The organism is Streptomyces griseus (genome assembly GCF_900460065.1).
GTDB lineage: Bacteria > Actinomycetota > Actinomycetes > Streptomycetales > Streptomycetaceae > Streptomyces > Streptomyces griseus.
In genome coordinates this window covers 222,713-247,641 of sequence record NZ_UAVD01000038.1, presented here as the reverse complement: position 1 = coordinate 247,641, position 24,929 = coordinate 222,713, and the positions used below count along the sequence as shown (strand labels likewise).

The 24,929-nt window shown below is 73.0% G+C and carries 22 protein-coding genes and 1 pseudogene; 9 read left to right on the top strand and 14 right to left on the bottom strand.

The annotated features are described in order from the left end of the window. Positions 1–222 (top strand): annotated as a pseudogene (locus DTB53_RS28130) (hypothetical protein); the annotation flags it as partial. Here the strand turns inward: DTB53_RS28130 and DTB53_RS28125 are convergent. Together DTB53_RS28125 and DTB53_RS28120 are read right to left on the bottom strand one after the other, a co-directional pair. Beyond that, positions 209–2,518: a bifunctional salicylyl-CoA 5-hydroxylase/oxidoreductase gene (locus DTB53_RS28125; RefSeq protein ID WP_042495885.1), complete on the bottom strand. Its 2,310-nt coding sequence runs from the start codon at positions 2,516–2,518 to the stop codon at positions 209–211. The pseudogene DTB53_RS28130 and the gene DTB53_RS28125 overlap by 14 nt on opposite strands. Then, complete coding sequence (locus DTB53_RS28120) at positions 2,503–3,330, bottom strand: enoyl-CoA hydratase family protein (RefSeq protein ID WP_012378627.1); 828 nt, start codon at positions 3,328–3,330, stop codon at positions 2,503–2,505. The genes DTB53_RS28125 and DTB53_RS28120 overlap by 16 nt, the downstream gene beginning before the upstream one ends. 284 nt (positions 3,331–3,614) lie before the next feature. On the opposite strand from DTB53_RS28120, the gene DTB53_RS28115 reads away from it, so the two are divergent. Beyond that, a complete protein-coding gene (locus tag DTB53_RS28115) occupies positions 3,615–4,064 on the top strand; it encodes an ATP-binding protein (protein WP_003965620.1) in 450 nt (149 codons plus the stop codon). Here DTB53_RS28115 and DTB53_RS28110 read toward each other — a convergent pair. From DTB53_RS28110 to DTB53_RS28060, 11 genes are all read right to left on the bottom strand, one after another. After that, positions 4,015–5,502, bottom strand: coding sequence for an amino acid permease (locus DTB53_RS28110; protein ID WP_003965621.1), 1,488 nt, complete (start codon positions 5,500–5,502; stop codon positions 4,015–4,017). The genes DTB53_RS28115 and DTB53_RS28110 overlap by 50 nt on opposite strands. 221 nt (positions 5,503–5,723) lie before the next feature. Beyond that, positions 5,724–6,728 (bottom strand): ornithine carbamoyltransferase, encoded by a 1,005-nt coding sequence (gene argF, locus DTB53_RS28105; protein WP_003965622.1) that lies wholly within the window; start codon positions 6,726–6,728, stop codon positions 5,724–5,726. A gap of 129 nt (positions 6,729–6,857) precedes the next feature. Next, positions 6,858–8,093 (bottom strand): arginine deiminase, encoded by a 1,236-nt coding sequence (locus DTB53_RS28100; protein ID WP_012378628.1) that lies wholly within the window; start codon positions 8,091–8,093, stop codon positions 6,858–6,860. A gap of 80 nt (positions 8,094–8,173) precedes the next feature. Beyond that, complete coding sequence (locus tag DTB53_RS28095; protein ID WP_012378629.1) at positions 8,174–10,756, bottom strand: polynucleotide kinase-phosphatase; 2,583 nt, start codon at positions 10,754–10,756, stop codon at positions 8,174–8,176. Continuing rightward, positions 10,753–12,246: a 3' terminal RNA ribose 2'-O-methyltransferase Hen1 gene (locus DTB53_RS28090; protein ID WP_012378630.1), complete on the bottom strand. Its 1,494-nt coding sequence runs from the start codon at positions 12,244–12,246 to the stop codon at positions 10,753–10,755. The genes DTB53_RS28095 and DTB53_RS28090 overlap by 4 nt, the downstream gene beginning before the upstream one ends. 107 nt (positions 12,247–12,353) lie before the next feature. Continuing rightward, positions 12,354–13,271, bottom strand: a complete 918-nt coding sequence (gene mmuM / locus DTB53_RS28085) for a homocysteine S-methyltransferase (RefSeq protein ID WP_042495888.1) — start codon at positions 13,269–13,271, stop codon at positions 12,354–12,356. A 96-nt stretch (positions 13,272–13,367) separates the two neighbouring features. Then, positions 13,368–14,291, bottom strand: coding sequence for an LLM class F420-dependent oxidoreductase (locus tag DTB53_RS28080; protein ID WP_003965627.1), 924 nt, complete (start codon positions 14,289–14,291; stop codon positions 13,368–13,370). 229 nt (positions 14,292–14,520) lie between these two features. Next, positions 14,521–15,021, bottom strand: coding sequence for a DUF6099 family protein (locus tag DTB53_RS28075; protein ID WP_012378632.1), 501 nt, complete (start codon positions 15,019–15,021; stop codon positions 14,521–14,523). A gap of 124 nt (positions 15,022–15,145) precedes the next feature. After that, positions 15,146–15,505, bottom strand: coding sequence for a nucleotide pyrophosphohydrolase (locus DTB53_RS28070; protein WP_012378633.1), 360 nt, complete (start codon positions 15,503–15,505; stop codon positions 15,146–15,148). 218 nt (positions 15,506–15,723) lie between these two features. Continuing rightward, positions 15,724–16,125 carry a cell division protein SepF gene (locus tag DTB53_RS28065; RefSeq protein ID WP_003965630.1) on the bottom strand — a complete coding sequence of 134 codons (402 nt, stop codon included), beginning with the start codon at positions 16,123–16,125 and terminating at the stop codon, positions 15,724–15,726. A 209-nt stretch (positions 16,126–16,334) separates the two neighbouring features. Then, on the bottom strand, positions 16,335–17,132 hold the full coding sequence (locus DTB53_RS28060) for a DeoR/GlpR family DNA-binding transcription regulator (protein ID WP_003965631.1): 798 nt from the start codon (positions 17,130–17,132) through the stop codon (positions 16,335–16,337). Positions 17,133–17,361: 229 nt separating this feature from the next. Between DTB53_RS28060 and DTB53_RS28055 the strand changes: the two genes are divergently transcribed. Continuing rightward, a complete protein-coding gene (locus DTB53_RS28055; RefSeq protein ID WP_003965632.1) occupies positions 17,362–18,249 on the top strand; it encodes an SIS domain-containing protein in 888 nt (295 codons plus the stop codon). Between the two features lie 14 nt (positions 18,250–18,263). Next, positions 18,264–18,923, top strand: coding sequence for a DedA family protein (locus DTB53_RS28050; protein ID WP_012378635.1), 660 nt, complete (start codon positions 18,264–18,266; stop codon positions 18,921–18,923). Between the two features lie 283 nt (positions 18,924–19,206). On the opposite strand, the gene DTB53_RS28045 is transcribed toward DTB53_RS28050, so the two are convergent. Further along, positions 19,207–19,794: a hypothetical protein gene (locus DTB53_RS28045; RefSeq protein WP_012378636.1), complete on the bottom strand. Its 588-nt coding sequence runs from the start codon at positions 19,792–19,794 to the stop codon at positions 19,207–19,209. Positions 19,795–20,000: 206 nt separating this feature from the next. Here DTB53_RS28045 and DTB53_RS28040 point away from each other — a divergent pair, with 206 nt between their 5' ends. The 5 genes from DTB53_RS28040 (at position 20,001) to DTB53_RS28025 (ending at position 24,928) form a co-directional block, all read left to right on the top strand. After that, positions 20,001–21,875: an ABC transporter ATP-binding protein gene (locus DTB53_RS28040; protein ID WP_012378637.1), complete on the top strand. Its 1,875-nt coding sequence runs from the start codon at positions 20,001–20,003 to the stop codon at positions 21,873–21,875. Then, positions 21,872–23,635: an ABC transporter ATP-binding protein gene (locus DTB53_RS28035; protein ID WP_012378638.1), complete on the top strand. Its 1,764-nt coding sequence runs from the start codon at positions 21,872–21,874 to the stop codon at positions 23,633–23,635. Before DTB53_RS28040 ends, DTB53_RS28035 begins: the two co-directional genes overlap by 4 nt. 23 nt (positions 23,636–23,658) lie before the next feature. Continuing rightward, positions 23,659–24,507: a TetR/AcrR family transcriptional regulator gene (locus tag DTB53_RS28030; protein WP_236586322.1), complete on the top strand. Its 849-nt coding sequence runs from the start codon at positions 23,659–23,661 to the stop codon at positions 24,505–24,507. Next, the gene (locus DTB53_RS36975; protein WP_159402377.1) at positions 24,504–24,659 is read left to right on the top strand and encodes a hypothetical protein; all 156 of its coding nucleotides are present in this window, start codon (positions 24,504–24,506) and stop codon (positions 24,657–24,659) included. The genes DTB53_RS28030 and DTB53_RS36975 overlap by 4 nt, the downstream gene beginning before the upstream one ends. Positions 24,660–24,742: 83 nt before the next feature. Then, the gene (locus DTB53_RS28025; RefSeq protein ID WP_012378640.1) at positions 24,743–24,928 is read left to right on the top strand and encodes a hypothetical protein; all 186 of its coding nucleotides are present in this window, start codon (positions 24,743–24,745) and stop codon (positions 24,926–24,928) included. The last annotated feature ends 1 nt before the right edge of the window (position 24,929 follow it).

Here is a 24,929-nt window from a genome sequence, read left to right as displayed (position 1 = left end):
ACCCGCAACCTCCACACCTTCCGGCCCGTCGCGGTGTACAGCCCGGCGGTACTGCGCCGGGTGGCGGCGTTCGGCGTGGACGGTTCGTGGGCCACGCGGGAGTACGCCGAGGAGCTGGCCGCCCTGCTCGGGCGCCTGGCCCCGCGCTACCGCGAGGAGCACTGGCGCGGGGCGCCGCACCCCGTCCCCTGCCGGTGCCACGACTGCCTCAGCCCAGCGTGAGCCGGGGCTTCGGCCCGTCGGTGCGGCCGGTGGGCGGGGGGCGGCTGCCCGCGCCGTACGGGAGGGGCCAGGGAGCGGCGGGCCCGCTGTAGCCCTGTTCGGCGGCCGCGTGGAGGGTCCAGTGCGGGTCGTACAGGTGGGGGCGGGCCAGGGCGCAGAGGTCGGCGCGGCCCGCCAGGAGCAGGGAGTTGACGTCGTCCCAGGAGGAGATCGCGCCGACCGCGATGACGGGGACGCCCACGGTGTTGCGGATCCGGTCGGCGTACGGGGTCTGGTAGGAGCGGCCGAACTCGGGGCGCTCGTCGGCGACGACCTGCCCGGTGGAGACGTCGATGGCGTCGGCCCCGTGGTCGGCGAAGGCGCGGGCGATCGTGACGGCGTCCTCGGCGTCGGTGCCGCCCTCGGCCCAGTCGGTGGCGGAGATCCGGACGGTCATCGGCCGCTCCCTCGGCCAGACCCGGCGTACGGCGTCGAAGACGTCGAGGGGGAAGCGGAGGCGGCCCTCCAGGGATCCCCCGTAGGCGTCGGTGCGGCGGTTGGTGAGCGGGGAGAGGAATCCGGAGAGCAAGTAGCCGTGGGCGCAGTGGAGTTCGAGGAGGTCGAAGCCGGATTCGGCGGCGCGCCGGGCGGCCTGCGTGAACTGCTCGCGCACGGCGTCCAGTCCGGCCCGGTCCAGTTCCGCGGGGACCTGGCTGACGCCCGGCTCGTACGGGAGCGGGGAGGCGGCCGTCAGGGGCCAGTTGCCGTCCTCCAGGGGGTGGTCGATGCCTTCCCACATGAGCTTGGTGGAGCCCTTGCGGCCGGAGTGGCCGAGTTGCACACCGATGGCGGCGCCGGGGGCGCAGGCGTGGACGAAATCGGTGATCCGCCGCCAGGCGAGCGCCTGTTCGTCGTTCCACAGCCCCGTGCAGCCGGGAGTGATGCGGCCCTCGGGGCTGACGCAGACCATCTCGGTCATGGTGAGTCCCGCGCCGCCGAGCGCCCGGGCCCCGAGGTGGACGAGGTGGAAGTCGCCGGGGTACCCGTCGGTGGCGGAGTACATGTCCATGGGCGAGACGACGACGCGGTTGCGCAGTTCCAGGCCGCGCAGCCGGAACGGGGTGAACATCGGCGGGGTGCCGGGCGGGCAGCCGAACTCCTCCTCGACGGCGGCGGTGAACGAGGCGTCGCGCAGCCGGAGGTTGTCGTGGGTGACCCGGCGGCTGCGGGTGAGCAGGTTGAAGGCGAAGCGGCGGGGCGGCTGGTCGACGTAGGTGGCCAGCTCCTCGAACCAGCGCAGGCTGGCGGCGGCGGCGCGCTGGGTGGAGGCGACGACCGGGCGGCGCTCGGCCTCGTACGCGGCGAGGGCCGCCGGCAGGTCCGGCTGTTCCTCGACGCAGGCCGCCAGCGCCAGGGCGTCCTCGACGGCGAGCTTGGTGCCGGAGCCGATGGAGAAGTGGGCGGTGTGGGCCGCGTCGCCGATGAGCACGGTGTTGCCGTGGGACCAGCGGGAGTTGGTGACCGTGCGGAAGGCGAGCCAGGAGGACCGGTTGCCGCGCAGGGGGCGGCCGTCCAGCGCTTCGGCGAAGAACTCGGCGCAGCGGGCGGTGGATTCGGCCGCGTCAGCGGTGTCGAGCCCGGCCGCCCGCCAGACCTCCTCGCGCATCTCGACGATGACGGTGGACGCGTCCGCCGCGTAGGGGTAGCCGTGCAACTGCATGACTCCGTGCGGGGTTTCGGCGATCTCGAAGCGGAAGGCGTCGAGCGCGAAGTCGGCGGCGAGCCAGATGTAGCGGTTGTGGTGCTCGGCGACGTGCGGGCCGAAGGCGTCGGCGTGGGCCGCGCGGGTGGCGCTGTGCACCCCGTCGGCGGCGATGACCAGGTCGTGGTGGGCGGCGAGCTCGGCGGCGGGCGGGGCCGGGGCGCGGAAGCGGAGGTCGACGCCGAGGCCGCCGCAGCGCTCGTGCAGGATCTCCAGGAGCCGGCGGCGGCCGAGGGCGGCGAAGCCGTGGCCGTCGGAGGTGTGGGTCCGGCCCCGGTGGACGACGTCGATGGAGTCCCAGCGGACGAACTCGCGGCCGAGCGCGCGGTACACCTCGGGGTCGGCGTGTTCGATGCCGCCGAGGGTCTCGTCGGAGAGGACGACGCCGAAGCCGAAGGTGTCGTCGGGGGCGTTGCGCTCGTAGACGGTGACGGCGCGATCCGGGTCGAGCCGTTTGAGCAGGGACGCGGCGTAGAGCCCGCCGGGGCCGCCGCCGATGACCGCGACCCGCCGTACGGGGGCGGTGCCGCGCGCCACGGCTACCGCCCCTGCCACTGCGGCGGCCGCTTCTCGGTGAAGGCGGCGTGGAACTCGGCGTAGTCCTCGCCGTGCATCAGGAGGGCCTGGGTGCTGGCGTCCAGCTCGACGGAGGCGGCGAGCGGCATGTCGAGCTCGGCGGTGAGCAGGGCCTTGGTCTGGGCGAGGGCGAGGGCCGGTCCGTCGGCGAGGCGGCGGGCCAGCTCGGCGGCGCGCTCGTCGGCCTTCCCCTCCTCGGCCAGCTCGCTGATCAGGCCGATCCGCTCCGCCTCGGGAGCCCGGACGGCGTCCCCGAGCATCAGGAGCCGGGTGGCGTGGCCGAGGCCGACGACCCGGGGCAGCAGGTAGGCGGCGCCCATGTCGCCCCCGGAGAGGCCGACCCGGGTGAAGAGGAAGGCGAAGCGGGCCGAGGGGTCGGCGACGCGGAAGTCGGCGGCCAGGGCCAGCACGGCGCCGGCCCCGGCGGCGACGCCGTGGACGGCGGCGACGACGGGGAAGGGGCATTCCCGCAGGGCCCGGACGACCTGGCCGGTCATCCGGTTGAAGTCGAGGAGCCGCGCGGTGTCCATGGCCAGGGTGGCGCCGATGATCTCGTCGACGTCGCCGCCGGAGCAGAAGCCGCGCCCCTCCCCGGCGAGGACGAGGGCGCGGACGGAGCGTTCCCGGGAGAGCTCGGCGAGGAGGTCGCGCAGATCGGCGTAGGCGCCGAAGGTGAGCGCGTTGAGTTTCTCGGGGCGGGAGAATGTGACGGTGGCCACACCGTCGTCCCGGGTCAGCCGCAGATGACGCCATTCCTCGGTGCTCGGGGCCGAGCTGGGAAACGGGCTCATGGAGGGGTCCCCTTCAGCGATCGGGCTGGTGCCGGCCGTGCGCGGGTCGCTTTCCGCCCCCGAAGTTATCACTCTTGCGTGACCTCCGTCACGAGGGCGCAATACGGCATCCATGAGACCGTTGTGGCGAAAGTCCCCTTTGCTCCGGCCGACCGCCTCTATGGCTCGACCGGAGCGGTTCGTAAGGTTGACACCAGGAAGTCCCGACCCGAGTACCGCGTGAACCCCCAGAAGTCGAGACCTCCCGCTTCGAGGAAGACCCGCTCCCGAACGGAAACCCCGCCGTGCCGCCCGATGTCCCCGTCCCCGCTTCCTGGCGCATCGCCCTGCCGCACTCCACCGCGGCCGTGCCGATCGCCCGCGCTCTGATCCGTACGGCGCTGTCGGACATCGACGCCCCGGCCGACAGCGACACCGCCGAGCTGCTGACCGCCGAGCTGGTGGCCAACGCGGTCGAGCACACCCTGGGCGGTGAGCCCATCGAGCTGGTCGTGGAGCTGATGCCGACCGGCTGCCAGGTCGAGGTGCACGACCGCGACCCCGCCCCGCCGGGCGACCTGTCCCGGCCGCAGCCGGGCTGTGAGGTCGACCCCTGGCAGGAGCACGGCCGCGGCCTGCTGCTGATCCGGACCCTCAGCTCCGCGTGCGGTCACCGCACCACGGAGCACGGCAAGGCCGTGTGGTTCACGCTTCCGGCGATACCGGCGCAGCCGGGTCCGTCGCCGGGGAGCTGACCAGTCGGGAGCGCTTGCGTCCGTAACCGGCGTACAGCAGCGAGCCGACGGCGAGGAAGACCGCGAACTGGACCCAGGTCGTCCAGCCGGTCCCGTACATCAGGTACAGGCAGAACAGGACGCCCAGCACCGGGCTGACCGGGTAGAGCGGCACCCGGAAGGTCCGCTTCAGCCCGGGGGCGCTCCGCCGGAGAACCACCACCGCGACGTTGACGGCGACCATCGTGGCGAGCGTGCCGATGGTCGTCAGGTTCACGACGACGTCGAGCGGGACGAACGCGGCCGGGACCGCGAAGACGCAGGCCACGATCCAGGTGTTGGCGACCGGGGTGTGAGTCCTGGGCGAGACCCGCTCGAAGACGCGGGGGACGAGCCCGTCGCGGGACATCGACATCAGGATGCGGGTCTGCCCGTACATCACGGCGAGCACCACCGAGGCGATGGCCACGACCGCGCCGAAGGCGACGATGCCACCGCCGACCGCGGAATCGGTGACCTGGTTGACGGCGATGGAGAGGGCCGCGCTCTCGTTCGCGACGGCGTCCGAGCCGATCGCGCCGATCGCCGAGAGCGCCACCGCGCAGTAGAGCAGGGTGACGACGCCGATGCAGATCAGGATGGCGAGGGGGATGTTCCGCCGGGGGTTCTTGACCTCTTCGCCCGCGGTGGTGATGGCGTCGAAGCCGATGTAGGAGAAGAACGCCAGCGAGGCGCCCGCGGTGATCCCGCCGAGCCCGTGGGTCGCGAACGGCATGAGGTTGTCGTCCTGGAACGCGCTGAACGCCACGGCGCAGAAGGCGATCAGGATGCCGATCTTGAGGACCGCCATGGCGGCGGTGGCGGTGGCGCTCTCCCGGACACCGCGCACCAGCAGCGTGGCGGCCATGGCGATCACGACGACCGCGGGCAGGTTGACCACACCGCCGTCGGCGGGTCCCGAGGACAGAGCGGCGGGCAGTTCCCAGCCGAACAGGCTGTTCAGCAGTTCATTGACGTACTGGCTCCAGCCCACCGCGACGGCGGAGACCGACACGCCGTACTCCAGCAGCAGGCACCAGCCGACGAGGAAGGCGGTGCGTTCGCCGAGCGCCGCGTAGGCGAAGGAGTACGAGCTTCCGGAGACCGGAATGGCGCTGCCCAGCTCGGCGAAGGAGAGGGCGGTGAAGACGCACGTGACGGCCGCGAGGACGAACGAGATCACGACGGCGGGGCCGGCCTCGGCGACGCTGTCGGACAGCCCGACGAAGATGCCGGTGCCGACGATCGCGCCGACCCCGAAGCAGACGAGCTGGAAGAGGCCCATCGTGCGCTTGAGGCCGTGGCCCTCCAGGTCGCCGCCGGACTCGGCGATGAGCTGATCGGGGCTCTTGCGGCGCAGGCCCGGCTTCGAGGTGCCGGGGCGCTGCGGGGTGCCGGAATCCGGCAGACCGGTGCTCATGCGGGACGTTCTCATCTCTGGTGGTGCAGTGGGGGGACGTCTCCCGGTGCGCACGGCGGCCGTGGGGACCGCGGGCGGCACATGGGAAGGGGGTCCGGGCATCGCGAGCCCGAACCCCACCAAGAGGCGACATCGTAGCCACCACCTCGCATGTTCACCCAATCGGGTGAATGAGCATGCGAAGCCCCCCTCCGTGGCCGCACCGGTCGGCACCGGCGGGGCTACTTCCCCGCGAGCGTGGCCACCAGTACGGCCTTGATCGTGTGCATGCGGTTCTCCGCCTGGTCGAAGACGACCGAGTGCGCGGACTCGAAGACCTCGTCGCTGACCTCCAGCTCGGTCAGCCCGTACCGGTCGTGGATGTCCCGGCCGACCTGGGTGCCGAGGTCGTGGAAGGCGGGCAGGCAGTGCAGGAACTTCACGTCCGGGTTGCCGGTGGCCCGCAGGACGTCCATCGTCACGGCGTAGGGGCCGAGGGCGGCGATGCGCTCGGCCCACACCTCCTTGGGCTCCCCCATGGAGACCCAGACGTCGGTGGCGACGAAGTCGGCGCCCCGGACGCCCTCGGCGACATCGCCGGTGAGGGTGATCGTCGCGCCGCTGACCTCGGCGAGCTCCCGGGCCCGCGCCACCACGGCCTCGTCCGGCCAGTACGCCTCAGGGGCGACGATCCTGACGTCCAGGCCGAGCAGGGCGCCGGTGACCAGATAGGAGTTGCCCATGTTGAACCGGGCGTCGCCGAGGTAGGCGAAAGCGGTCTCCGCGACGGGCCCCTCGCGGAACTCGGTCATGGTGAGCACGTCGGCGAGCATCTGGGTGGGGTGCCAGTCGTCGGTGAGGCCGTTGAAGACCGGCACTCCGCCGTAGGCGGCCAGCTCCTCGACGGCCTGCTGGCTGTCGCCCCGGTACTCGATCCCGTCGAACATCCGGCCGAGCACCCGGGCGGTGTCCCTGACGGACTCCTTGTGGCCCATCTGGGAGCCCGCCGGGTCGAGGTAGGTGGTGGAGGCGCCCTGGTCCGCCGCGGCGACCTCGAAGGCGCAGCGCGTACGGGTCGAGGTCTTCTCGAAGATCAGCGCGATGTTCTTGCCGCGCAGCCGCTGGACCTCGACCCCGGCCTTCTTGGCCGCCTTGAGCTCGGCGGCCAGGGAGACCAGGCCGAGGAACTCCTCGGAGGTGAAGTCCAGCTCCTTGAGGAAGTGGCGGCCGGTGAGGTCTATGGCCATGATGACTGCTCCTGGGTCGGACGGGGATCGGCGCACTGCGCGCGGGCAGAACTGGAAGTCTATACGACGACCCGCATCTCTATACAGGGCGCGTCTCCCTACCGGCCCGGCTCGCGGTCGGCGCGCTCCTCAGCCCACGGGGTCGCGCTCCACCGGGCAGCTCATACAGCGCGGCCCCCCGCGGCCCCGGCCCAGCTCGCTGCCCCGGATCTCGATCACCTCGATGCCCTGCTTGCGCAGATAGGTGTTGGTCGTCGCGTTGCGCTCGTACGCGACGACCACCCCGGGCTCGACCGCGAGCACGTTGCAGCCGTCGTCCCACTGCTCGCGCTCGGCCGCGTGCACGTCCTGGGTGGCGGTGAGCACCCGGACCGAGTCGAGGCCCAGCGCGGCGGCGATGGCGCGGTGCATGTGCTCGGGCGGGTGGTCGGTGACCTTCAGCTCGCGCGGGCCGCTGCCGGGCTCGATGGTGTACGAGCGGAGCATGCCGAGACCGGCGTACTGGGTGAAGGTGTCGCCGTCGATCATCGTCATCACCGTGTCCAGGTGCATGAACGCCCGGGCCTTGGGCATGTCGAGGGCCACGATCGTGCGCGCCGAGCCCGCGTCGAAGAGGCCCCGGGCCAGCATCTCCACGGCCTGCGGCGTGGTGCGCTCGCTCATCCCGATGAGGACGGCCCCCTGCCCGATGACCAGGACGTCACCGCCCTCGATGGTGGAGGGATAGTCGTCCTGCCCCTGCGACCAGTGGTGGAAGGCGCCCGCCTCCGGGCCGGTGAAGAGGGGGTGGTGCCGGTAGATCGCCTCGAAGTGGACGGTCTCGCGCTGCCTGGCGGGCCAGCGCATCGCGTTGATGGAGACCCCGTCGTAGATCCAGGCCGAGGTGTCCCGGGTGAAGAGGTGGTTCGGCAGCGGGCCCAGCAGGAAGTCGTCCTTGTCCATCACGTGGAAGCGGACGGAGGTCGGCTCGCTGTGCCGCTCCAGGAACTCCCGCTTGGTCATGCCACCGACCAGGGCCTCCGCCAGCTCCTCCGAGGACAGCTCCTCGAAGGCGGCCCGCAGGTGCTCGGTGGCGAGCGGACCGTACTCCTTCTCGTCGAAGACCCGGTCGAGCACGAGCCGCCGGGCGACCGGGATGTCGAGGGACTCCCGCAGGAGATCGCCGAAGAGGTGCACGGCGACCCCCCGGTCGCGCAGCACGTCGGCGAACCCGTCGTGCTCCTCGCGGGCGCGGCGCACCCACAGGACGTCGTCGAACAGGAGCGCGTCCTTGTTCCTGGGGGTGAGCCGCTTCAGCTCCAGATCCGGGCGGTGCAGGACGACGCGGCGCAGCCGCCCGGCTTCGGAGTCGACATGGAATCCCATGCCTTCATCCTCACCGCGCGGAGCGCCGTTCACCCGGCGAATCGCCTACCGGTTGGCCCCGGCGGATGTCCGGCCCCGGTTCAGAGCCGGGGGTCCACCGGCTCCGACTCCAGCGCCAGGACCGCGAACACCGCCTCGTGGACCCGCCACAGCGGCTCGCCCTCCGCCAGCCGGTCCAGCGCCTCCAGACCGAGCGCGTACTCCCGCAGCGCCAGCGAGCGCTTGTGGCCGAGGAACCGGGAGCGCAGGCGCTCCAGATTCTCCGGGCGGGTGTACTCGGGGCCGTAGATGATGCGGAGGTACTCCCGGCCCCGCACCTTGATGCCGGGCTGGACGAGGCGGCCCCCGGCGTCCCGGACGAGGGCGCCGAGCGGTTTGACGACCATGCCCTCGCCGCCCCGCCCGGTCATCTCCAGCCACCAGTCCACGCCCGCCCGGACCGAGGCCTCGTCGCCGGTGTCGACGACGAGCCGGCGGGTGACCTGGAGCAGTCCGGTCGGGTCGTGCTCCACCAGCCGGTCGAGCAGGGCGAGCTGCTCGTCGTGCGGGACGGCGGCCAGGGAGCGGCCCTGGACGGCGAGGATCTGGAAGGGGGCCAGGCGCACCCCGTCCAGCCCCTCGGTGGGCCAGCAGTAGCGCCGGTACGCCTCGGTGAAGGCTGCCGCGTCCCGCGCGCGGGCCCGCTGCTGTCCGGCGAGGCCGGCCACCTCGACGCCCCGGGCGACCGCCTGCTCCAGGGCGGCGACGGCCGGTGGGAAGACCGCGCCGGACGCGGCGCCGACGGCGGCGTACTGCGAGCGCAGCAGGCCGCCGGCCTTGAGCGACCACGGCATCAGCTCGGCGTCCAGGAGCACCCAGTCGGTGTCCCACTCCGCCCAGAGCCCGGCGGCGGTGACGGCGGTGCGGAGCCGGTCCAGGACCGTCTCGGTCAGGGCCGGGTCGTCCAGGAACGGGCGTCCGGTGCGGGTGTACAGCGCGCCGGTGGTGCCCGTCGTGCCGAACCGCGCGGTCGCCGCCGCCGCGTCCTTGCAGACCAGGACCACGGCCCGGGAGCCCATGTGCTTCTCCTCGCACACGACCCGCTCGACGCCGTCGGCCGCGTACTGCGCGAAGGCCTCGGCCGGGTGCTCCAGGAAGCCGTCCTCGCGGGAGGTGGCGGTGGGGGCCATGGTGGGCGGCAGGTAGGCGAGGAGGCGCGGGTCGACGGCGAACCGGCTCATGACCTCCAGCGCGGCGGCGGCGTTCTCCTCGCGCACGGCGACGCGCCCCAGGTGCCGGGTCTCCACGACGCGGCGGCCCTGGACGTCGGCGATGTCCAGCGGCCGGCCCTCCCGGCCTCCGGGCGCCTCGGTCACCAGCGGCTTGACCGGCTCGTACCAGACCTTCTCGGCGGGTACGTCGACCAGTTCGCGCTCCGGCCAGCGCAGCGCGGTCATCCTCCCGCCGAAGACGGCCCCGGTGTCCAGGCAGATGGTGTTGTTGATCCAGGAGGTGGTGGGGACGGGGGTGTGGCCGTAGACCACGGTGGCGCGGCCCCGGTACTCCTCGGCCCACGGGTAGCGCACGGGCAGGCCGAACTCGTCGGTCTCCCCCGTCGTGTCCCCGTACAGCGCGTGCGAACGGACCCGGCCGGAGGTGCGGCCGTGGTACTTCTCGGGCAGCCCGGCGTGGCAGACCACCAGCTTGCCGCCGTCCAGGACGTAGTGGCTGACGAGGGAGTCGATGAACTCCCTCACCTGCCCCCGGAACTCGGGGTGTTCGGCGTCCTCGCGCTCCAGCTGCTCGACGGTCTCGGCGAGCCCGTGGGTGAGCTGGACCTTGCGGCCCGCGAGGTAGCGGCCGAGCTTGTTCTCGTGGTTGCCGGGGACGCAAAGGGCGTTGCCCGCCGCCACCATGGACATGACGCGGCGCAGCACGCCCGGGCTGTCGGGGCCCCGGTCCACGAGGTCGCCGACGAACACGGCCGTGCGTCCTTCGGGGTGGGCGCCGTCCCCATAGCCGAGCTTGCCGAGCAGGGTGTCCAGCTCGGAGCGGCAGCCGTGGATGTCCCCGATGATGTCGAACGGGCCGGTGAGGTGGCGCAGGTCGTTGTAGCGGCGCTCCAGGACCACCGTCGCGCTCTCGGCCTCCTCCTCGGTGCGCAGGACGTGCACCTTGCGGAAGCCCTCGCGCTCCAGGCCCCGCAGGGAACGCCGCAGCTCGCGGCGGTGCCGCTGGATGACGTGGCGCGGCATGGAGGCGCGGTCCGGGCGGGCCGCGTTGCGGGCGGCGCAGACCTCCTCGGGGAGATCGAGGACGATGGCGATGGGCAGGACGTCGTACGCGCGGGCCAGCTGGACGAGCTGCTTGCGGCTCTCGGACTGGACGCTGGTGGCGTCGATCACGGTGAGCCGACCGGCCTCCAGCCGCTTGCCGGCGATGTAGTGCAGCACGTCGAAGGCGTCGCGGCTGGCGCTCTGGTCGTTCTCGTCGTCGGCGACCAGACCCCGGCAGAAGTCCGAGGAGACGATCTCGGTCGGTTTGAAGTGCTTGCGGGCGAAGGTGGACTTGCCCGATCCGCTGGCGCCGATGAGGACGACGAGGGAGAGGTCGGTCACCGGCAGGGTGCGCACGGGGGTCGGGGCGGCGGTCTCCGCGCCGGTCGTGCTGTGGTCTCTGTTCATGCGGCTTCCGCCTCCTTCTTCTTCTCGGTCTTCGTGGTGGTTGGGGTGGTGTCGGCCCGGGTGAACACGGCCAGCTGGGTCGGCGGCCCCACCTCGGGGTCGTCGGGCCCGACCGGCGCGTACCGCACCGTGTAGCCGTGCCGTTCGGCGACCTGCCCGGCCCAGTCCCGGAATTCGGCCCGGGTCCACTCGAAGCGGTGGTCCCCGTGGCGGACGTGTCCGGCCGGGAGGGTCTCCCAGCGGACGTTGTACTCGACGTTCGGCGTGGTCACGAGCACCGTCCCGGGGCGCGCGGCGCCGAACACGGCGTACTCCAGGGCGGGCAGCCGGTCCAGGTCCAGATGCTCGATGACCTCGCTGAGCACAGCGGCGTCATACCCCGTCAGCCGCTTGTCGGTGTAGGTCAGCGAGCCCTGCCGGAGGGTGACCCGGCCGGCCTGGCGCTCCCCCATCCGGTCCAGCTTGAGCCGCCGCGAGGCGATGGTGAGGGCGCGCATCGAGACGTCGACGCCCACGATCTCGGTGAAGCGCACGTCCTTGAGGAGCTCCTGCACCAACTGGCCCTGGCCGCAGCCGAGGTCGAGCACCCGGCTCGCCCCGGCTCCGCGCAGCGCGTCGAGGATCGCGGCGCGTCGCTGTGCGGCGAGCGGGACCGGCTTCTCCTCGGTGTCGGCGCTCTCGTCCACCGCGTTGTCGAGGCTGTCGACGTCCAGGTCGTCCGCCTCGGCGAGCCGGACCAGCTCCAGGGCCTGGTCGGCCCGGCGTGTGAGTCCCCAGCGGTGGGAGAGGTAGCGGCGAGTGATCAGCGGCCGTTCGGGGTGGTCGGCCAGCCAGCCCTCGCCCGCGCGCAGCAGCTTGTCCACCTCGTCGGGCGCGACCCAGTAGTGCTTGGCGTCGTCGAGGACCGGGAGCAGGACATAGAGCTGGCGCAGCGCGTCCGCGAGCCGCAACTCGCCCTCCAGCACCAGGCGTACGTAGCGGGAGTCGCCCCACGCGGGGAACTCCTCGTCCAGCGGTACGGCCGTGGCGTCGACCCGCTCCCAGCCGAGCGGCGCGAACAGCTTGTGCACCAGCTCGGCGCCGCCCCTGGCGGGCAGGGCGGGCACCTCGATCCGCAGCGGCAACGGGCTGCCGGCCCGCTCGGGCAGGGCCCGGCAGACACCACCGAGCGCGGACTTGAACACGGCGGCGAGGGCGACCGAGAGCAGCGAGGACGCCGCGTAGGGGCGGTCGTTGACGTACTGCGCGAGCGCCGCGTCGGGGGCGCCGCCCCGGCCCTTGCCCTTGCCGCGCCGCACCAGCGCCACCGGATCCACCTCCAGCAGGAGCGCGGCCGTGCAGCGCTCGGCGGACGCCTCGGGGTAGAAGACGTGCGCGGAGCCGTGCGAGGTGGAGAACACCTGCGCCTTGTCGGGATGCTTGTGCAGCAGAAAGCCCAGGTCCGTGGCGGGACGCTCTGGGGTGCCGGTCGTACCGATTGTCAGGAACACCTGTCCGAGTATGGCCGTCGCCTCCCTGCCCCCACCAGGCAATTTCGCTCCTCCCGGCCCGCAACGCTCTCCGGAACGGCCCCGGGGGCGCCCGCTGAAGAGGGCCCCTACCCCTCCAGCCGCCCGTCCAGCTCCGTGATGAGATCCGGCCCCACCCGGCAGCAGCCTCCGACGAGCCTGGCCCCGGCCCGTGTCCAGGCCCGGACCTGCCCGGGGTCGAAGGTGCCGTGCCCGGTCCACCCCCGCGCCCCGGCGTCCCAGCCCTCCCCGCTGTTCGGGTAGACCACGGCGGGCCTGCCCGTGACCGCCACCGCCTGCTCCACCGCCCCCCGCGCCTCCTGCGGATCGCAGCAGTTGACCCCGACCGCGAGGACCGAGTCCCGCCCCGCCGCCACCGCGAACGCCTCCTGAAGCGGCTGGCCGGCCCTCGTCCGGCCGTCCGCCACGCTGTACGAGAGCCAGTACGGCAGCCCGGTCTCCTCGGCCACCCGGACCAGGGCCTCGGCCTCGTCCAGGTCCGGCACGGTCTCCAGTGCCAGTGCGTCGGGCCCGGCCGCGGCCAGCGCCGCCACCCGGGGGCGGTGGAAGCGCTCCAACTCCCGGACGCTCAGCCCGTAGCGGCCCCGGTACTCGCTGCCGTCCGCGAGCATCGCCCCGTACGGTCCGACCGACGCGGCGACCCAGGTCTCCCGGCCGGGGTCGGCCCGGCGCGCCGCCTCGGCGGCGCGCCGGGCCAGCTCCACGCTGCGGGCGAGCAGGGCCCCGGTCGCGGCCCGGTCGAGACCGTACCGACCGAACCCTTCGAAGGTGGCCTGGTAGCTGGCCGTGATGAGCACCCGTGCCCCGGCCCGGAGGTAGGCGAGGTGAGCGGCCTCGATCTGTTCCGGCGCGTCGGCCAGCAACCGGGCCGACCACAGGGCGTCGGACAGATCGCAGCCCTGCGCCTCCAGTTGGTTGGAGAGCCCGCCGTCCAGCAGGACGGGCCCGGCGTCCAGCGCTTCGGCGAGCGTGCGCACGGTACGCACCGCCACCTCCTCCTCGTCAGGCCAGCTCAGCTCGGGTCAGCTCAGCTCAGCTCGGGTCAGGTCAGGTCAGGTCAGGTCAGGTCAGGTCAGGTCAGGTCAGGTCAGCTGGGACTGGATCTGCGAGGAGATCAGTTCCAGGTGGTCCAGGTCCTCCAGATCGAGGACCTGGAGGTAGATCCTCGACGAGCCGATCGCCTCGAAGCTGCCGATCTTGTCGACCACCTCGGCGGGGGATCCCGCCAGCCCGTTCGCCTTGAGCTCCTCCACGTCCCGGCCGATGGCCGCCGCGCGTCGGGCGACCTCGGCGTCGTCCTTGCCCGTGCAGACGATCAGCGCGTTGGAGTACACGAGGTCGTCCGGGGACCGCCCGTGCGCCTGCGCGGCGGCCCGGACCCGGCCGAACTGCTTCTCGCTGTCCTCCAGCGAGGCGAACGGGATGTTGAACTCGTCCGCGTACTGCGCGGCGAGCCGCGGGGTGCGCGTCGCACCGTGGCCGCCGATCAGGACGGGCACCTTGGCCTGGGCCGGCTTGGGCAGTGCGGGTGAATCGGTGAGTTGGTAATAGGTGCCGTCATAGCTGAAGGTCTCGCCGACCTCGGTCGCCCACAGCCCCGTGACGATGGCGAGCTGCTCCTCCAGGCGGCCGAACTTCTCCTTCGGGAACGGGATGCCGTAGGCCTTGTGCTCCTCCTCGAACCAGCCTGCGCCCAGGCCCAGTTCGACCCGGCCGCCGGACATCTGGTCGACCTGGGCCACCTGGATGGCCAGCACTCCCGGCAGCCGGAACGTGCCGGCGGTCATCAGCGTGCCGAGCCGGATGCGCCGGGTCTCGCGCGCCAGTCCGGCCAGGGTGATCCAGGCGTCCGTCGGTCCGGGCAGCCCGTCGCCGGAGCCCATGCGGAGATAGTGGTCGGAGCGGTAGAAGGCGTCGAAGCCCAGGTCCTCGGCGGCCTTGGCGACGGTGAGCAAGGTGTCGTAGTCGGCCCCTTGCTGGGGCTCGGTGAAGATGCGGAGATCCATGCCCTCCATCCTGCCCCTCGGGCACCCGGTCCCGCCCACCGGCCAGGCCGGACCTCCTCCGCATCTCCCCCGGGCTTTCCCGCCCGCCCCGGGCCCGTCGCCTCCCCTCACCCGTCGCCGCCCTGCCCGGACGCCCGCGATCCGCCCTTCTCCAGGTCCTGTCGTCCCGCTGCCGCCGTCGCCCGAAGGGCGGCCCCGCGGGGCAGGCGGCAGTTCGACGACAGGGCGCCTAGGGGCCCGCCGCCGATGCCGCGGGGCCGCGTATGCCGCCGTAGGGGCCGTCGCGCTCCCTCTCCCGCTCCGCCAGCCGCCTCAGCATCCCGTGCACGCGTTCCAGTGATTCGTCGGCCGCGTCCATGGCCTCGATGCACTGCCAGTACAGACCGTCCTCCCCCGTGTCGCAGGCCACCCCGACCAGGGCGATCCCGGCCTCACTGAGCAGCAGCGCCAGCCCGGCCAGGGACCGCCGCACATCGGCGATCCCGGACAACTGCGCCGCCCGGGCACCGCCGGAGAGCACCGCCGGGTGGTCCAGCGCCGAGCATCCGGCGCCGATCTCCCCCAGCGCCCGCGCCTCGCTCCGTAACTCCACCGGGCCGTAGAGCGCCAGCCGACTGCCGACCGCGCGGGCGAGTGCCTGCGCCTGCCAGGCCTCCGCCATGACGTCCAACGCGCCCCGGCTGTCCGCCAGAGCCCGCCGCCCCGCCTCGATGAGTCGCTCCGCTTCCATGTCTCTCCCCCGTCCGTACGAAAACCCGCTCACCTCATTCATTACCCACAGTGAAGTAGACAGCACCGTAAGGCCAGAGGAAATCGGAAATCTGTGGACAGGAAGTCGACTGTGGATATCTCACTCACTCCGAAGAGTGACGATCGAGAGGTTCCGCAGCGCTCGACAGGGGGAAGCGCTTCTCGTTCCGCTCCAACTTGGCGACCAGCGCCGCGGTCGGATCGATGCCCAGCACCCGGGAGAACTGCAGGAGATAGGCGAGCACGTCCGCCACCTCGTCGGCGACCCGGTGGGCCGACTCGGGGTTCTCCATGATCCGCGCCGACTGTTCGGGCGTCAGCCACTGGAAGATCTCCAGCAGTTCGGACGCCTCGACGCTGAGCGCCGCCGCCAGGTTCTTCGGGTTGTGGTACTGCTCCCAGTCGCGCGCCTCGGCGAACGCGGCCAGCCGTCGCTGGAGTTCTGCCACATCGATGTCTGTCACGGTCCCAGGTCTATCACCGGCCACCGACAGCGCCTTCCCGGGCGCAACCCCGGCACGGAGGGGCACGGTCCGGCACGTAAGGAGGGGCACGGTCCGGCGCGCAAGGCCGACGGGCCCGCGCGCGAAGGCGCGCGAAGGCGGGCGGTGGCGGGAGGACGGGACGGCGCGGCCGGGGGCGGCGGTCCGGTCCGGCTGCCGCCCCGACGGCCCGCCTCCGCCTACTGGGCGAGGCCCGCGGGCGTGACCCCCTCGACCTCCATGCCGACCGGCGCGAGCAGGAAGACATTGCGGTCGACGCGGTGCATGCCGCTGCCGAGGCCGAAGACCACGCCGCTGCTGAAGTCGAGAATCCGCTTCGCCACGTCCGTCTCCGCCGCCGTCAGGTCGAGCAGCACCGGCACCTGGGCGACCAGGTACTCGGCGACCTCACGAGCGTCCGCGAAGACCTGCACCCGCAGGACCACGAGACGCCGCTGTTCGGCCGCCCGCTCGTCCGGGACGGTGCGGTGGTCGACGCGCGACGGCCACTCGTCGCGGCCACGCAGCGGTACGACCTGTGCGAGCCCTTCCCACTGTTCGTCGGTGGCGTCGTATCTGTCGTACCTGTCGTACCTGCTCACAGGGCCACCCCGTCGTCGAGCCGGTCGGGTTCCCGCCGGCTGCACTCACTGTTCATCGGGCAATCCTCTCGCCCCTCACCCGTTCGGCGTACCAGCGACACGGCGAAGTCTCCGTCCGTGTCTCTTCCGGTACCCGACGGGAACCGGTTCATGACGCCCCGCGCCCCCGGGTACGGCGGGCCGGACCGTGCCGGGCCGGACCGTGCCGGTCAGACGGTGACGACCTGGACCCCCGCCTCGCCGAACCGGCCCTTCGCCTCCGCGCCGATACGGGAGTCGGTGACCAGGACGTCGACCCGTCCGAGGTCGCAGACCCGGGCGAACGCCCGCTTGCCGATCTTCGACGAGTCGGCCGCCACCACCACCCGTTGGGCCCGCTCCGCGAGCAGCCGGTTGACGCTGGCCTCGCCCTCGTGGTGGACGTACGCACCGCGTTCGATGTCGATGGCGTTGACGCCGAGGACGGCGACGTCGAGGGTGATCTCGTTCATCACACCGACGGCGAGCGGGCCCGTCAGCTCGTACGACTGGGGCCGCGCGACCCCGCCCGTCACGACCATCTTGATCTGCGGCCTGATCGCCAGTTCGCTCGCGATGTTGAGGGCGTTGGTCACCACGGTCAGCGTCGGCTGCCCGCCCGCCACCGCCGTCTCGCCCACGATGTCCGGGCGCACGGCCAGTGCCCTGGCCACCTCGGTCACGGTCGTCCCGCCGGTCAGGCCGACGACCTCGCCGACGGCGACCAGGCCGGACACGGCGCGGCCGATGGCCTGCTTCTCGGGCGCGTGACGGCCCGTCTTGTAGCGGAGCGCCAGTTCGTAGGAGACCCCGTGCGCGACCGCGCCGCCCCTGGTCCTGGTGAGCAGGTGCTGTTCGGCCAGCTGGTCCAGGTCGCGGCGGATGGTGGCGGCCGAGACGTCGAGCGCGGCGGCCGCCTCCTCGACGTCCACCCTGCCGTGCTTGCCGACCAGTTCCAGCAGCGCGTCCCACCGGGCGTCCCTGGACAAGAGCGTCTCCTCACCGTCCGGCGCGGGCACCGCGTTTCGCGGGAACGCGGTCGCCGGGGGCCGGACCGCCGCAAGCGTCGCACAGGGCCTACCGCGCCCCCTTCACCCACCTGCGGCTTGCTTGTTTTTGCTCGATAAGTGCATGTAACGTGCAGAATTCTACATCGGGGCGGGTCGGCCCCGCTCAGCCCCGTTCCCGTGGTCCACCTCGTTCCCGTGGAGTGCAGACGTGTCGTATGCCGAGTCCGAGACAGCCAGTCAGCCCGCCTGCTGGCGGCGCGCCGCCGCCTTGGCGGGCGGCCCCGAGACCGCCGCCCTGCCCGTCGCCGGCGAGCGGATCGCGGTGGTCGGCTGCGGTACCTCCTTCTACATGGCGCAGGCCTACGCCGGACTCCGCGAGGGCTCCGGCCAGGGCGAGTCGGACGCCTTCGCCGCCTCCGAGTTCCCCCACGGCCGCGGCTACGACCGCGTCGTCGCGCTGACCCGGTCGGGGACCACGACCGAAGTGCTGGAGCTGCTGGACCGGCTGCGCGGCGCCACCCGCACGGTGGCCGTCACGGCGGATCCGCAGACCCCGGTCAGGGCGGCGGCCGACGCTCTCGTCGTCCTGGACTTCGCCGACGAACGGTCCGTCGTCCAGACGCGCTTCGCCACGACCGCCCTCACCCTGCTGCGGGCCCATCTCGGCCTGCACTCCGAGGCCGTGGTCGCGGACGCGGAGGCCGCACTCGCCGAGCCGCTGCCCGACGGGCTGCTGGAGAGCACCCAGTTCTCCTTCCTCGGCCGGGGGTGGACGGTCGGGCTGGCCCACGAGGCGGCGCTGAAGATGAAGGAGGCCTCGCTGTCCTGGACGGAGTCGTACCCCGCGATGGAGTACCGGCACGGCCCCATCAGCATCTCCACCACCTCCACCACGACCTGGATGTTCGGTGAGGCTCCCGAGGGCCTGGCCGAGCAGGTGCGCGCGACGGGTGCCGAGTGGGTGGACGGCGCCCTCGATCCGCTGGCCGATCTCGTACGGGTACAGCGCCTCGCCCTGGCCCGTGCGGCGGCACGGGGGCTCGACCCGGACCTGCCCCGCCATCTGAGCCGTTCGGTGGTGCTCGACGGGGCCTGAGGGACCATGGACACATGGACCTGACCCCGTCGGCCGGCCTGGGAGCGCTCGCCGCCCCGGAGCCGCAGGGGGGCATCGTCGGCTGGGCCACCGGGCTGGTCGAGACGTTCGGCGGTCCCGGCGCGGGCGCGGCCATCGCGCTGGAGAACCTGTTCCCGCCGCTGCCCAGCGAGGTCATCCTGCCGCTGACCGGGTTCGCCGCCTCTCAGGGGGTGCTCAGCATCGCCTCGGCCCTGTTCTGGACGACGCTCGGCTCGGTCGTCGGCGCGGTGGTCCTGTACGGGATCGGAGCCGTGTTCGGCCGGGAGCGGATGCACGCCTGGTGGGCGAAGCTCCCCCTGGTCAAGGCCTCCGACCTGGTGCGGACGGAGGAGTGGTTCGCCCGGCACGGCACCAAGGCGGTACTGCTGGGCCGCATGGTTCCGGTGTTCCGGAGCCTGATCTCGGTGCCCGCGGGCGTGGAGCGCATGCCGCTGCCGGTGTTCGTGGGGCTGACGACGGCGGGCAGCCTGGTGTGGAACACGGTCCTCGTGATGGCCGGATACTGGCTCGGCGACCAGTGGGACGTGGTCGGGGCGTACGTCGGCGTCGTGACCAGAATCGTGCTGGCGCTGGCCGCGGTCGCCCTGGTCGGTTACGTCGTGATGCGCGTCCGGGGCCGCGACCGGCCCTGAGGGCAGGCGGGCGGGGCCGGGCGCGACGCGTCGCGAAGCACCCCGGCGCGGCGCGGCGGAGCACAGCGCGGCACGACGCTCCGCGCACGACGGGGCTCGGCGCGGCACGGTCCGGCGCCGCGCGGCCGGAATTCGGCACCGCGCGACGCGACCGGAACCGGGGCCGCCCCCTGGCCCCGACCCCCGACCCCCGTCGTCGGGAAGAAGACCCAGAACCTCCCGGGCCCCGGGAACAACCGGGGCGCCCCGGGGCGCCCCGCCGGGGTCTCTCACGGCAGACGGCTCAGGACTCCTCGAAGTAGGCGTCCAGAGCGGCGTCCAGCTCGGCCGGCCAGCCCTTCAGCTCGGCGCGGCTCACCGCCTCGACCTCGGCGTTGAACCAGCGGCGGCTCGACAGGTGGACGGTCACCGTGAACCGGCGGCCGAAGCGCGCCGGGGTGGTCTCCACCGCGCCGATCTCGTCCCAGTGGAACTCGGCCTCCTGGTCGTCGAGCGTGAAGCGGACCCCTTCCCGGTCCACCCGGATGGAACCGCGCCGGTCGCTGACCTCGAATACGGGGCCCTCCTCGGCGTCGCCCTCGGCAGCGTCCCCGGCTTCGCTCTCCGGACCGGCGCCGTCCGCCGCGGATTCCGGTTCCTCGTCGGCGTCGGCCGCCGCGGCGTCCGCCACGGCCTCGTCGTCGCGTTCCGCCTCCGCCTCCGACGCCGATTCCGACGCCGACTCCGGAGCAGCGTCCTCCGGACCGGCCTCCGATTCCGGTTCGGGCTTCCGGGTGGCGACGGGCGCCGCCAGTCCGGGCAGGGGAATGAACGCCGGGTCGGTGCCTGCGGCGAACTCGGGCTTCTTGTTCGAATCTATGCTCTGCTCCACGGCGGGCAGTATGGTCGACGAACCTGTACGTGACCAGTCGTCACCGCCCCGGCGCCGCTCCCCGGCCCCGCTTCACAGGTGAACTCCCCTCCCCGGAACGGCCACAGCCCTGTCGAGCACGGAAAAAGTAAGGGTAGGCTCACCTAACCAAAACAGCCTGTCCGTGACCGGCTGTGCCGCCGCATGCCAGGAGGAGGCGCGTGCGCATGGAACAGGACGACGGCCCGCCGCAGGGATCGCGGAGAACTCCCGAACGCGACGCGGAGCCGGGGCGCACACCGGAACCGGGGCACGCGGCGCAGCAGGCGCAGGCCGCGGGGCCCGTGCGGGAGCGGGACCCGAAAGCCGAGGCGCGGGCCGCGCGGGCCGCCCTCGCCTCCCTGCTCGCCCCGGTCCGCGTCCGCACCCGGATCGCCATGGCGCTCCAGATCATCGGCGCGGCAGCCACCGTCGTCCCGTACATCGCCATCGCCGAGCTGGCCAAGACCCTCCTCGCCCCCGGTCCCGCCGATCCGGACGAGGTGCGCGCGGCCGTGCTGATCACGGTGGTGGGGCTCTCCGTACGGGCCCTGTCCGGCGGGGTGGCCCTCGCCCTCACGCACTTCGCGGACGTCGCGCTCCAGGCCTCGCTGCGCCGCCGCATCGTGGCACGGCTGGGGCGCGCCCCGCTCGGCTGGTTCACCGCCAACTCCTCGGCCACCGTGCGCAAGGCGGCCCAGAACGACGTCCACGACCTGCACTACCTGGTCGCCCACAGTGCCGTGGAGACCACGGCCGCGGTGACCGTACCGGCCGTGGGGCTCGGCTACCTCTTCTGGCTGGACTGGCGGCTCGCGCTGCTGGCGTTGGCCACGCTGCCGCTCTACGCCGACGCGTACGCGTACATGATGAGGGACTTCGGCCCGCAGATGGGCCGGCTCAACGCCGGGATCGCCGCGATCAACAAGGCCATCGTCGAGTTCGTCACGGGCATCGGCGTGGTGAAGACCTTCGGCCGGGCGGGCGAGGCGCACGCGGGTTACCGGGAGGCCGCGACGCGGTTCGGCGACCACTACAGCGGCTGGGTGCGCCCGATGCTGAAGCTGGAGGCGTTCGCGTCGATGGCCGTCTCGCCGCCCGTGGTGCTGCTGGTGAATCTGGCGGGCGGCGTCTGGTTCGTGCACCGGGGCTGGGTCTCCCCCGTCGACGTGCTCACCTCGTCCATGGTGGCCCTGGTCATCCCGAGCGTGCTCGTGACCCTCGGCTTCGGCGCCCAGGCCCGGCGCGAGGCCTCCGCGGCGGCGGGGCGCATCGCCGCCGTCCTGGACACGCCGGTGCTGCCCGAGGCCGTCCACCCGAGGCCCCCGGACGGCAACGAAGTCGAGCTGCACGACGTGACGTTCAGCTACGACGGGGCCGTCGACGTCCTCGACGGGGTGAGCCTGCGCCTGGCGCCGGGGACGGTCACCGCGCTGGTCGGGCCGTCGGGTTCCGGCAAGTCGACGCTGGCCTCGCTGGCCATCCGCTTCCACGACGTCACCGGCGGACGGATCACCATCGGCGGCGTCGATGTGCGCGAGATCGCCACCGAACAGCTCTACCGGCACATCGGCTTCGTCCTCCAGGACGTCCAGTTGCTGCGGACCAGCGTCCGGGACAACATCCGCCTGGCCCGCCCGGACGCGAGCGAGGAGGAGGTGCGCGAGGCCGCCCGTGCCGCGCGGATCGACCGGCGGATCGAGGAGCTGCCGCGCGGCTACGACTCCGTCGTCGGCGAGGATGCCGTCCTGTCCGGCGGGGAGGCGCAGCGGGTCTCCATCGCGCGCGCCCTGCTGGCAGGGGCCCCGGTCCTCGTGCTGGACGAGGCGACGGCCTTCGCCGATCCCGAGTCGGAGGCCGCCATCCAGGACGCCATCGCCCGGCTGGTGAGGGGCCGCACGGTCCTGGTCATCGCGCACCGGCTCCCGACGATCGTCGAGGCCGACCAGATCGCCGTCCTGCGCGACGGGCGGATCGTCGAGCGCGGCCGGCACCCGGAACTCCTCGCCGCGGAAGGCCTCTACGCCCGGATGTGGGCCACGCACGAAAGGGCAGTCGTATGATCCGCGATCTCTCCGCCGTCCTCGGCGGCGCGCACCGCGCGGTCCTCTTCCGCTATCTCACCGCCCTGTGCGGTTACGGGATCGCGCAGGGCCTCGCCGTCTCGCTCCTGGTCCCCGTGCTCGGCGATCTGCTGAACGGCGACACCGGCGGCGCGGCCCGCTGGACCGGGTGGCTCGGGGTGGCCGTGCTCATCACGCTCGGGGCGCACTACGCGCAGGCCATGCTCGGGTTCCGGGTGGCGCTGGTCATCCTGACCACGCTGCACCACCGGCTCGGCGACCATGTGGCCGCGCTGCCGCTGGGGTGGTTCGACGGGACGACCGTGGGCCGGCTCACCCGGATGGGCACCAGGTCGGTGCTGTCGATCGCGGGGAGCTGCGCGCATCTGCTGCAACCACTGGTGACCGGGGTGCTGACGCCGGCCACGGTGGTCGTCGTGATGCTGTTCCTCGACTGGCGGCTCGGGCTCGCCGCCCTCGTCTGCTCGCCGCTCATCCTGCTCGCCGCCCGGGTCTCCGTACGGCTGCTGAACCGGATGGACGAGCTGAACGACGCGGCCGGGGTCGAGGCGTCGGGCCGCGTCCTGGAGTTCGCCCGCAACCAGCCCGTGCTGCGCGCCTTCGGCCGAACGACGGGCGGATACGCGCCGCTGGAGGCCGCGTTGGCGGAGCAGCGGGCCGCGTCCCGCAAGCAGGTGTGGATGTCGGTGCCGGGGATGCTGCTCGGCGGGTTCGCGGTCCAGGTGTGCTTCTCGGCGCTGATCGGGGTCGGGGCGTCGCTGGCGCTGGACGGGGCGGTGGATCCGGTCGAACTCGTGGCGCTGCTGGCGCTGGTGGCCCGATTCGCGGGGCCGCTGGCGGAGGTAGGGGACTTCGCCGCCGTGGTGCGGACGGCCCGCAACGACATGGGCCGGGTGCGGGCCGTGCTGGACGAGCCGCCGCTGCCGGAGCCGGAGCGCTCGACTCCGCCCCGGACGCCGGGCGCGGTGGAGGTGGACGGGGTCCGTTTCGGCTATCCGGGACGGCCGGGCGATGGTCCGGAGGCGGGCGGCGCGGTGCTGGAGGACGTCTCGTTCACGGTGGCGCCGCGTTCGGTGACCGCGCTGGTCGGAGCCTCCGGTTCGGGGAAGACGACGCTGACGCGGCTCATCGCCCGGTTCTTCGACGTGGACGCGGGGACGGTGCGGGTCGGTGGGGTGGACGTGCGCGACCAGACGACGACCGCGCTGATGGAACAGCTCTCGCTGGTCTTCCAGGACGTGTACCTCTTCGACGACACACTCATCGGGAACATCCGCGTCGGCCGTCCGGACGCGGCGGAGGCCGACGTTCTGGAGGCGGCGCGGCTGGCCGGGGTCGACGAGATCGTCGAGCGGCTGCCCGACGGCTGGCGGACGCGGGTCGGGGAGGCGGGCACGTCGCTCTCCGGCGGGGAGCGACAGCGGGTGTCGATCGCGCGGGCGCTGCTGAAGGGCGCGCCGATCGTGCTGCTCGACGAGGCGACGGCCGCGCTGGACCCGGAGAACGAGGCGTACGTCCAGCGGTCGATGGAGGCGTTGCGGGAGACGAGCACCCTGCTGGTGATCGCCCACCGGCTGTCCACGGTGACCGGTGCCGACCAGATCGTGGTGCTCGACGAGGGGCGCGTCGCGGAGGTCGGGACCCATCAGGACCTGATGGCGCTGGACGGCCGCTACGCCGGCTTCTGGAACGAGCGCCACCGGGCCCTGGGCTGGCGGATCGCGCCGGGCGCCTCATGAAACGGCCTCCCGACGGGCGCTTCGTGAAGACGCCGCCTTCCGGCGGGGGCGCCACGGAAGCACCTTCCGGCAGGGACATCGCGGGAACTCCCTCCGGCGGGGGCATCGCGGAAACTCCTTCCGGCGGGGGCGACGCGAAACGGCCGTCCACCGCCGGGCCCGGCAGGCGCCCCGGCCGGCCCCCGTCGCTGACTCGGGCCGCCATCGCGGAGGCGGCGCTGGCCGAGGGGGTCGCCACGTTCAGCATGCCGGGGGTGGCGGCCCGGCTGGGGGTCGGCCACTCCACGCTCTATCGCTATGTCGACAACAGGGAGGCGTTGGTGCGCCTCGCCGTCGAACTGGTCGCGGAACGTACGGTCTGGCCGTCGGCCGGGCCGGCCTGGCGCGCGTTGCTGACCGGGTTCGCGGACGCGCTGTGGGGGGCCTGCGAGGCGTTCCCGGGACTGGACGAGGCGATCCTTACCACGCCGGGCACCCCTCGCGTCATGGTGGACCTGCTGACCGGGTACGGCGGGGCACTCGTCGGGGCCGGGCTCACCCCCCGGGACGCGGCGGTGGCCGTGGACTTCGTGGCCGACCTGGTGTTCTCCTCGTCCGTCGCGATGCGGGGCCTGGACCGGAGGCTCCCGGACGCGGCGGGCGGCTCGTCCACCGCACGGGAGCGGTACCGGCGGGCCTGGGCCCGGGAGTCGGCGGGCCGGCACCCCTTCGAGGCGGAGTTCACCGCCGAGGAGACCTGGCACGGGCGCGGCTGGTTCGACGACAAGCTCGACATCTTCCTGGACGGCCTGGCCACCAGGATCGCCCCCGGCCCCTCCCGCGCCCCCGACCGCGCGGCCTCCCCCGGACCGTCCACCGAGGAGAACGCGTGAAGCGCACGGCCAGGTTCCATGAGGGACGCGCACAGGGCCTCGCCGAGTACGGCGATCCGCGCGGCCGACCGGTGGTGCTGCACCACGCGTTGCTCGGCGACGCCGGGCTGCCGGGCGTCGGGGACGAGGCGATCCGTCGTCTCTACCCGTAGGGGGGGCCGCGCCCGTCCGGACGTTCTACCGCGAGGCTCCCGAGGCCGAGGCGGTCGCGCGGTTCGCCGGGGCGGTGGAGCGGGTGGCCGAGCGGTTCGCGCTGTGGCACGCGCCGGCCGACGGGGAGGCGCCGTTCGCCGCGGCGGAGGCGACCGCCGGCCTGTTCGCCTCCGCCCGGCTGAGTGAGCAGCGCGCGCCGGATCACGTCCCGAGCGGGGAGACCCTGCGCGCGCTGTTCGCGGAGCTGCGGGCCGCGGGCGGGGCCTGAC

Coding starts and splice junctions, on each gene's coding strand:
- DTB53_RS28120 (WP_012378627.1), bottom strand. CDS start 3,330: ATGAGCCCGTTTCCCAGCTCGGCCCCGAGCACCGAGGAATGGCGTCAT.
- DTB53_RS28110 (WP_003965621.1), bottom strand. CDS start 5,502: ATGAGCACCGGTCTGCCGGATTCCGGCACCCCGCAGCGCCCCGGCACC.
- argF (WP_003965622.1), bottom strand. CDS start 6,728: ATGGCCATAGACCTCACCGGCCGCCACTTCCTCAAGGAGCTGGACTTC.
- DTB53_RS28100 (WP_012378628.1), bottom strand. CDS start 8,093: ATGGGATTCCATGTCGACTCCGAAGCCGGGCGGCTGCGCCGCGTCGTC.
- DTB53_RS28095 (WP_012378629.1), bottom strand. CDS start 10,756: ATGAACAGAGACCACAGCACGACCGGCGCGGAGACCGCCGCCCCGACC.
- DTB53_RS28080 (WP_003965627.1), bottom strand. CDS start 14,291: ATGGATCTCCGCATCTTCACCGAGCCCCAGCAAGGGGCCGACTACGAC.
- DTB53_RS28075 (WP_012378632.1), bottom strand. CDS start 15,021: ATGGAAGCGGAGCGACTCATCGAGGCGGGGCGGCGGGCTCTGGCGGAC.
- DTB53_RS28050 (WP_012378635.1), top strand. CDS start 18,264: ATGGACCTGACCCCGTCGGCCGGCCTGGGAGCGCTCGCCGCCCCGGAG.
- DTB53_RS28040 (WP_012378637.1), top strand. CDS start 20,001: ATGGAACAGGACGACGGCCCGCCGCAGGGATCGCGGAGAACTCCCGAA.
- DTB53_RS28035 (WP_012378638.1), top strand. CDS start 21,872: ATGATCCGCGATCTCTCCGCCGTCCTCGGCGGCGCGCACCGCGCGGTC.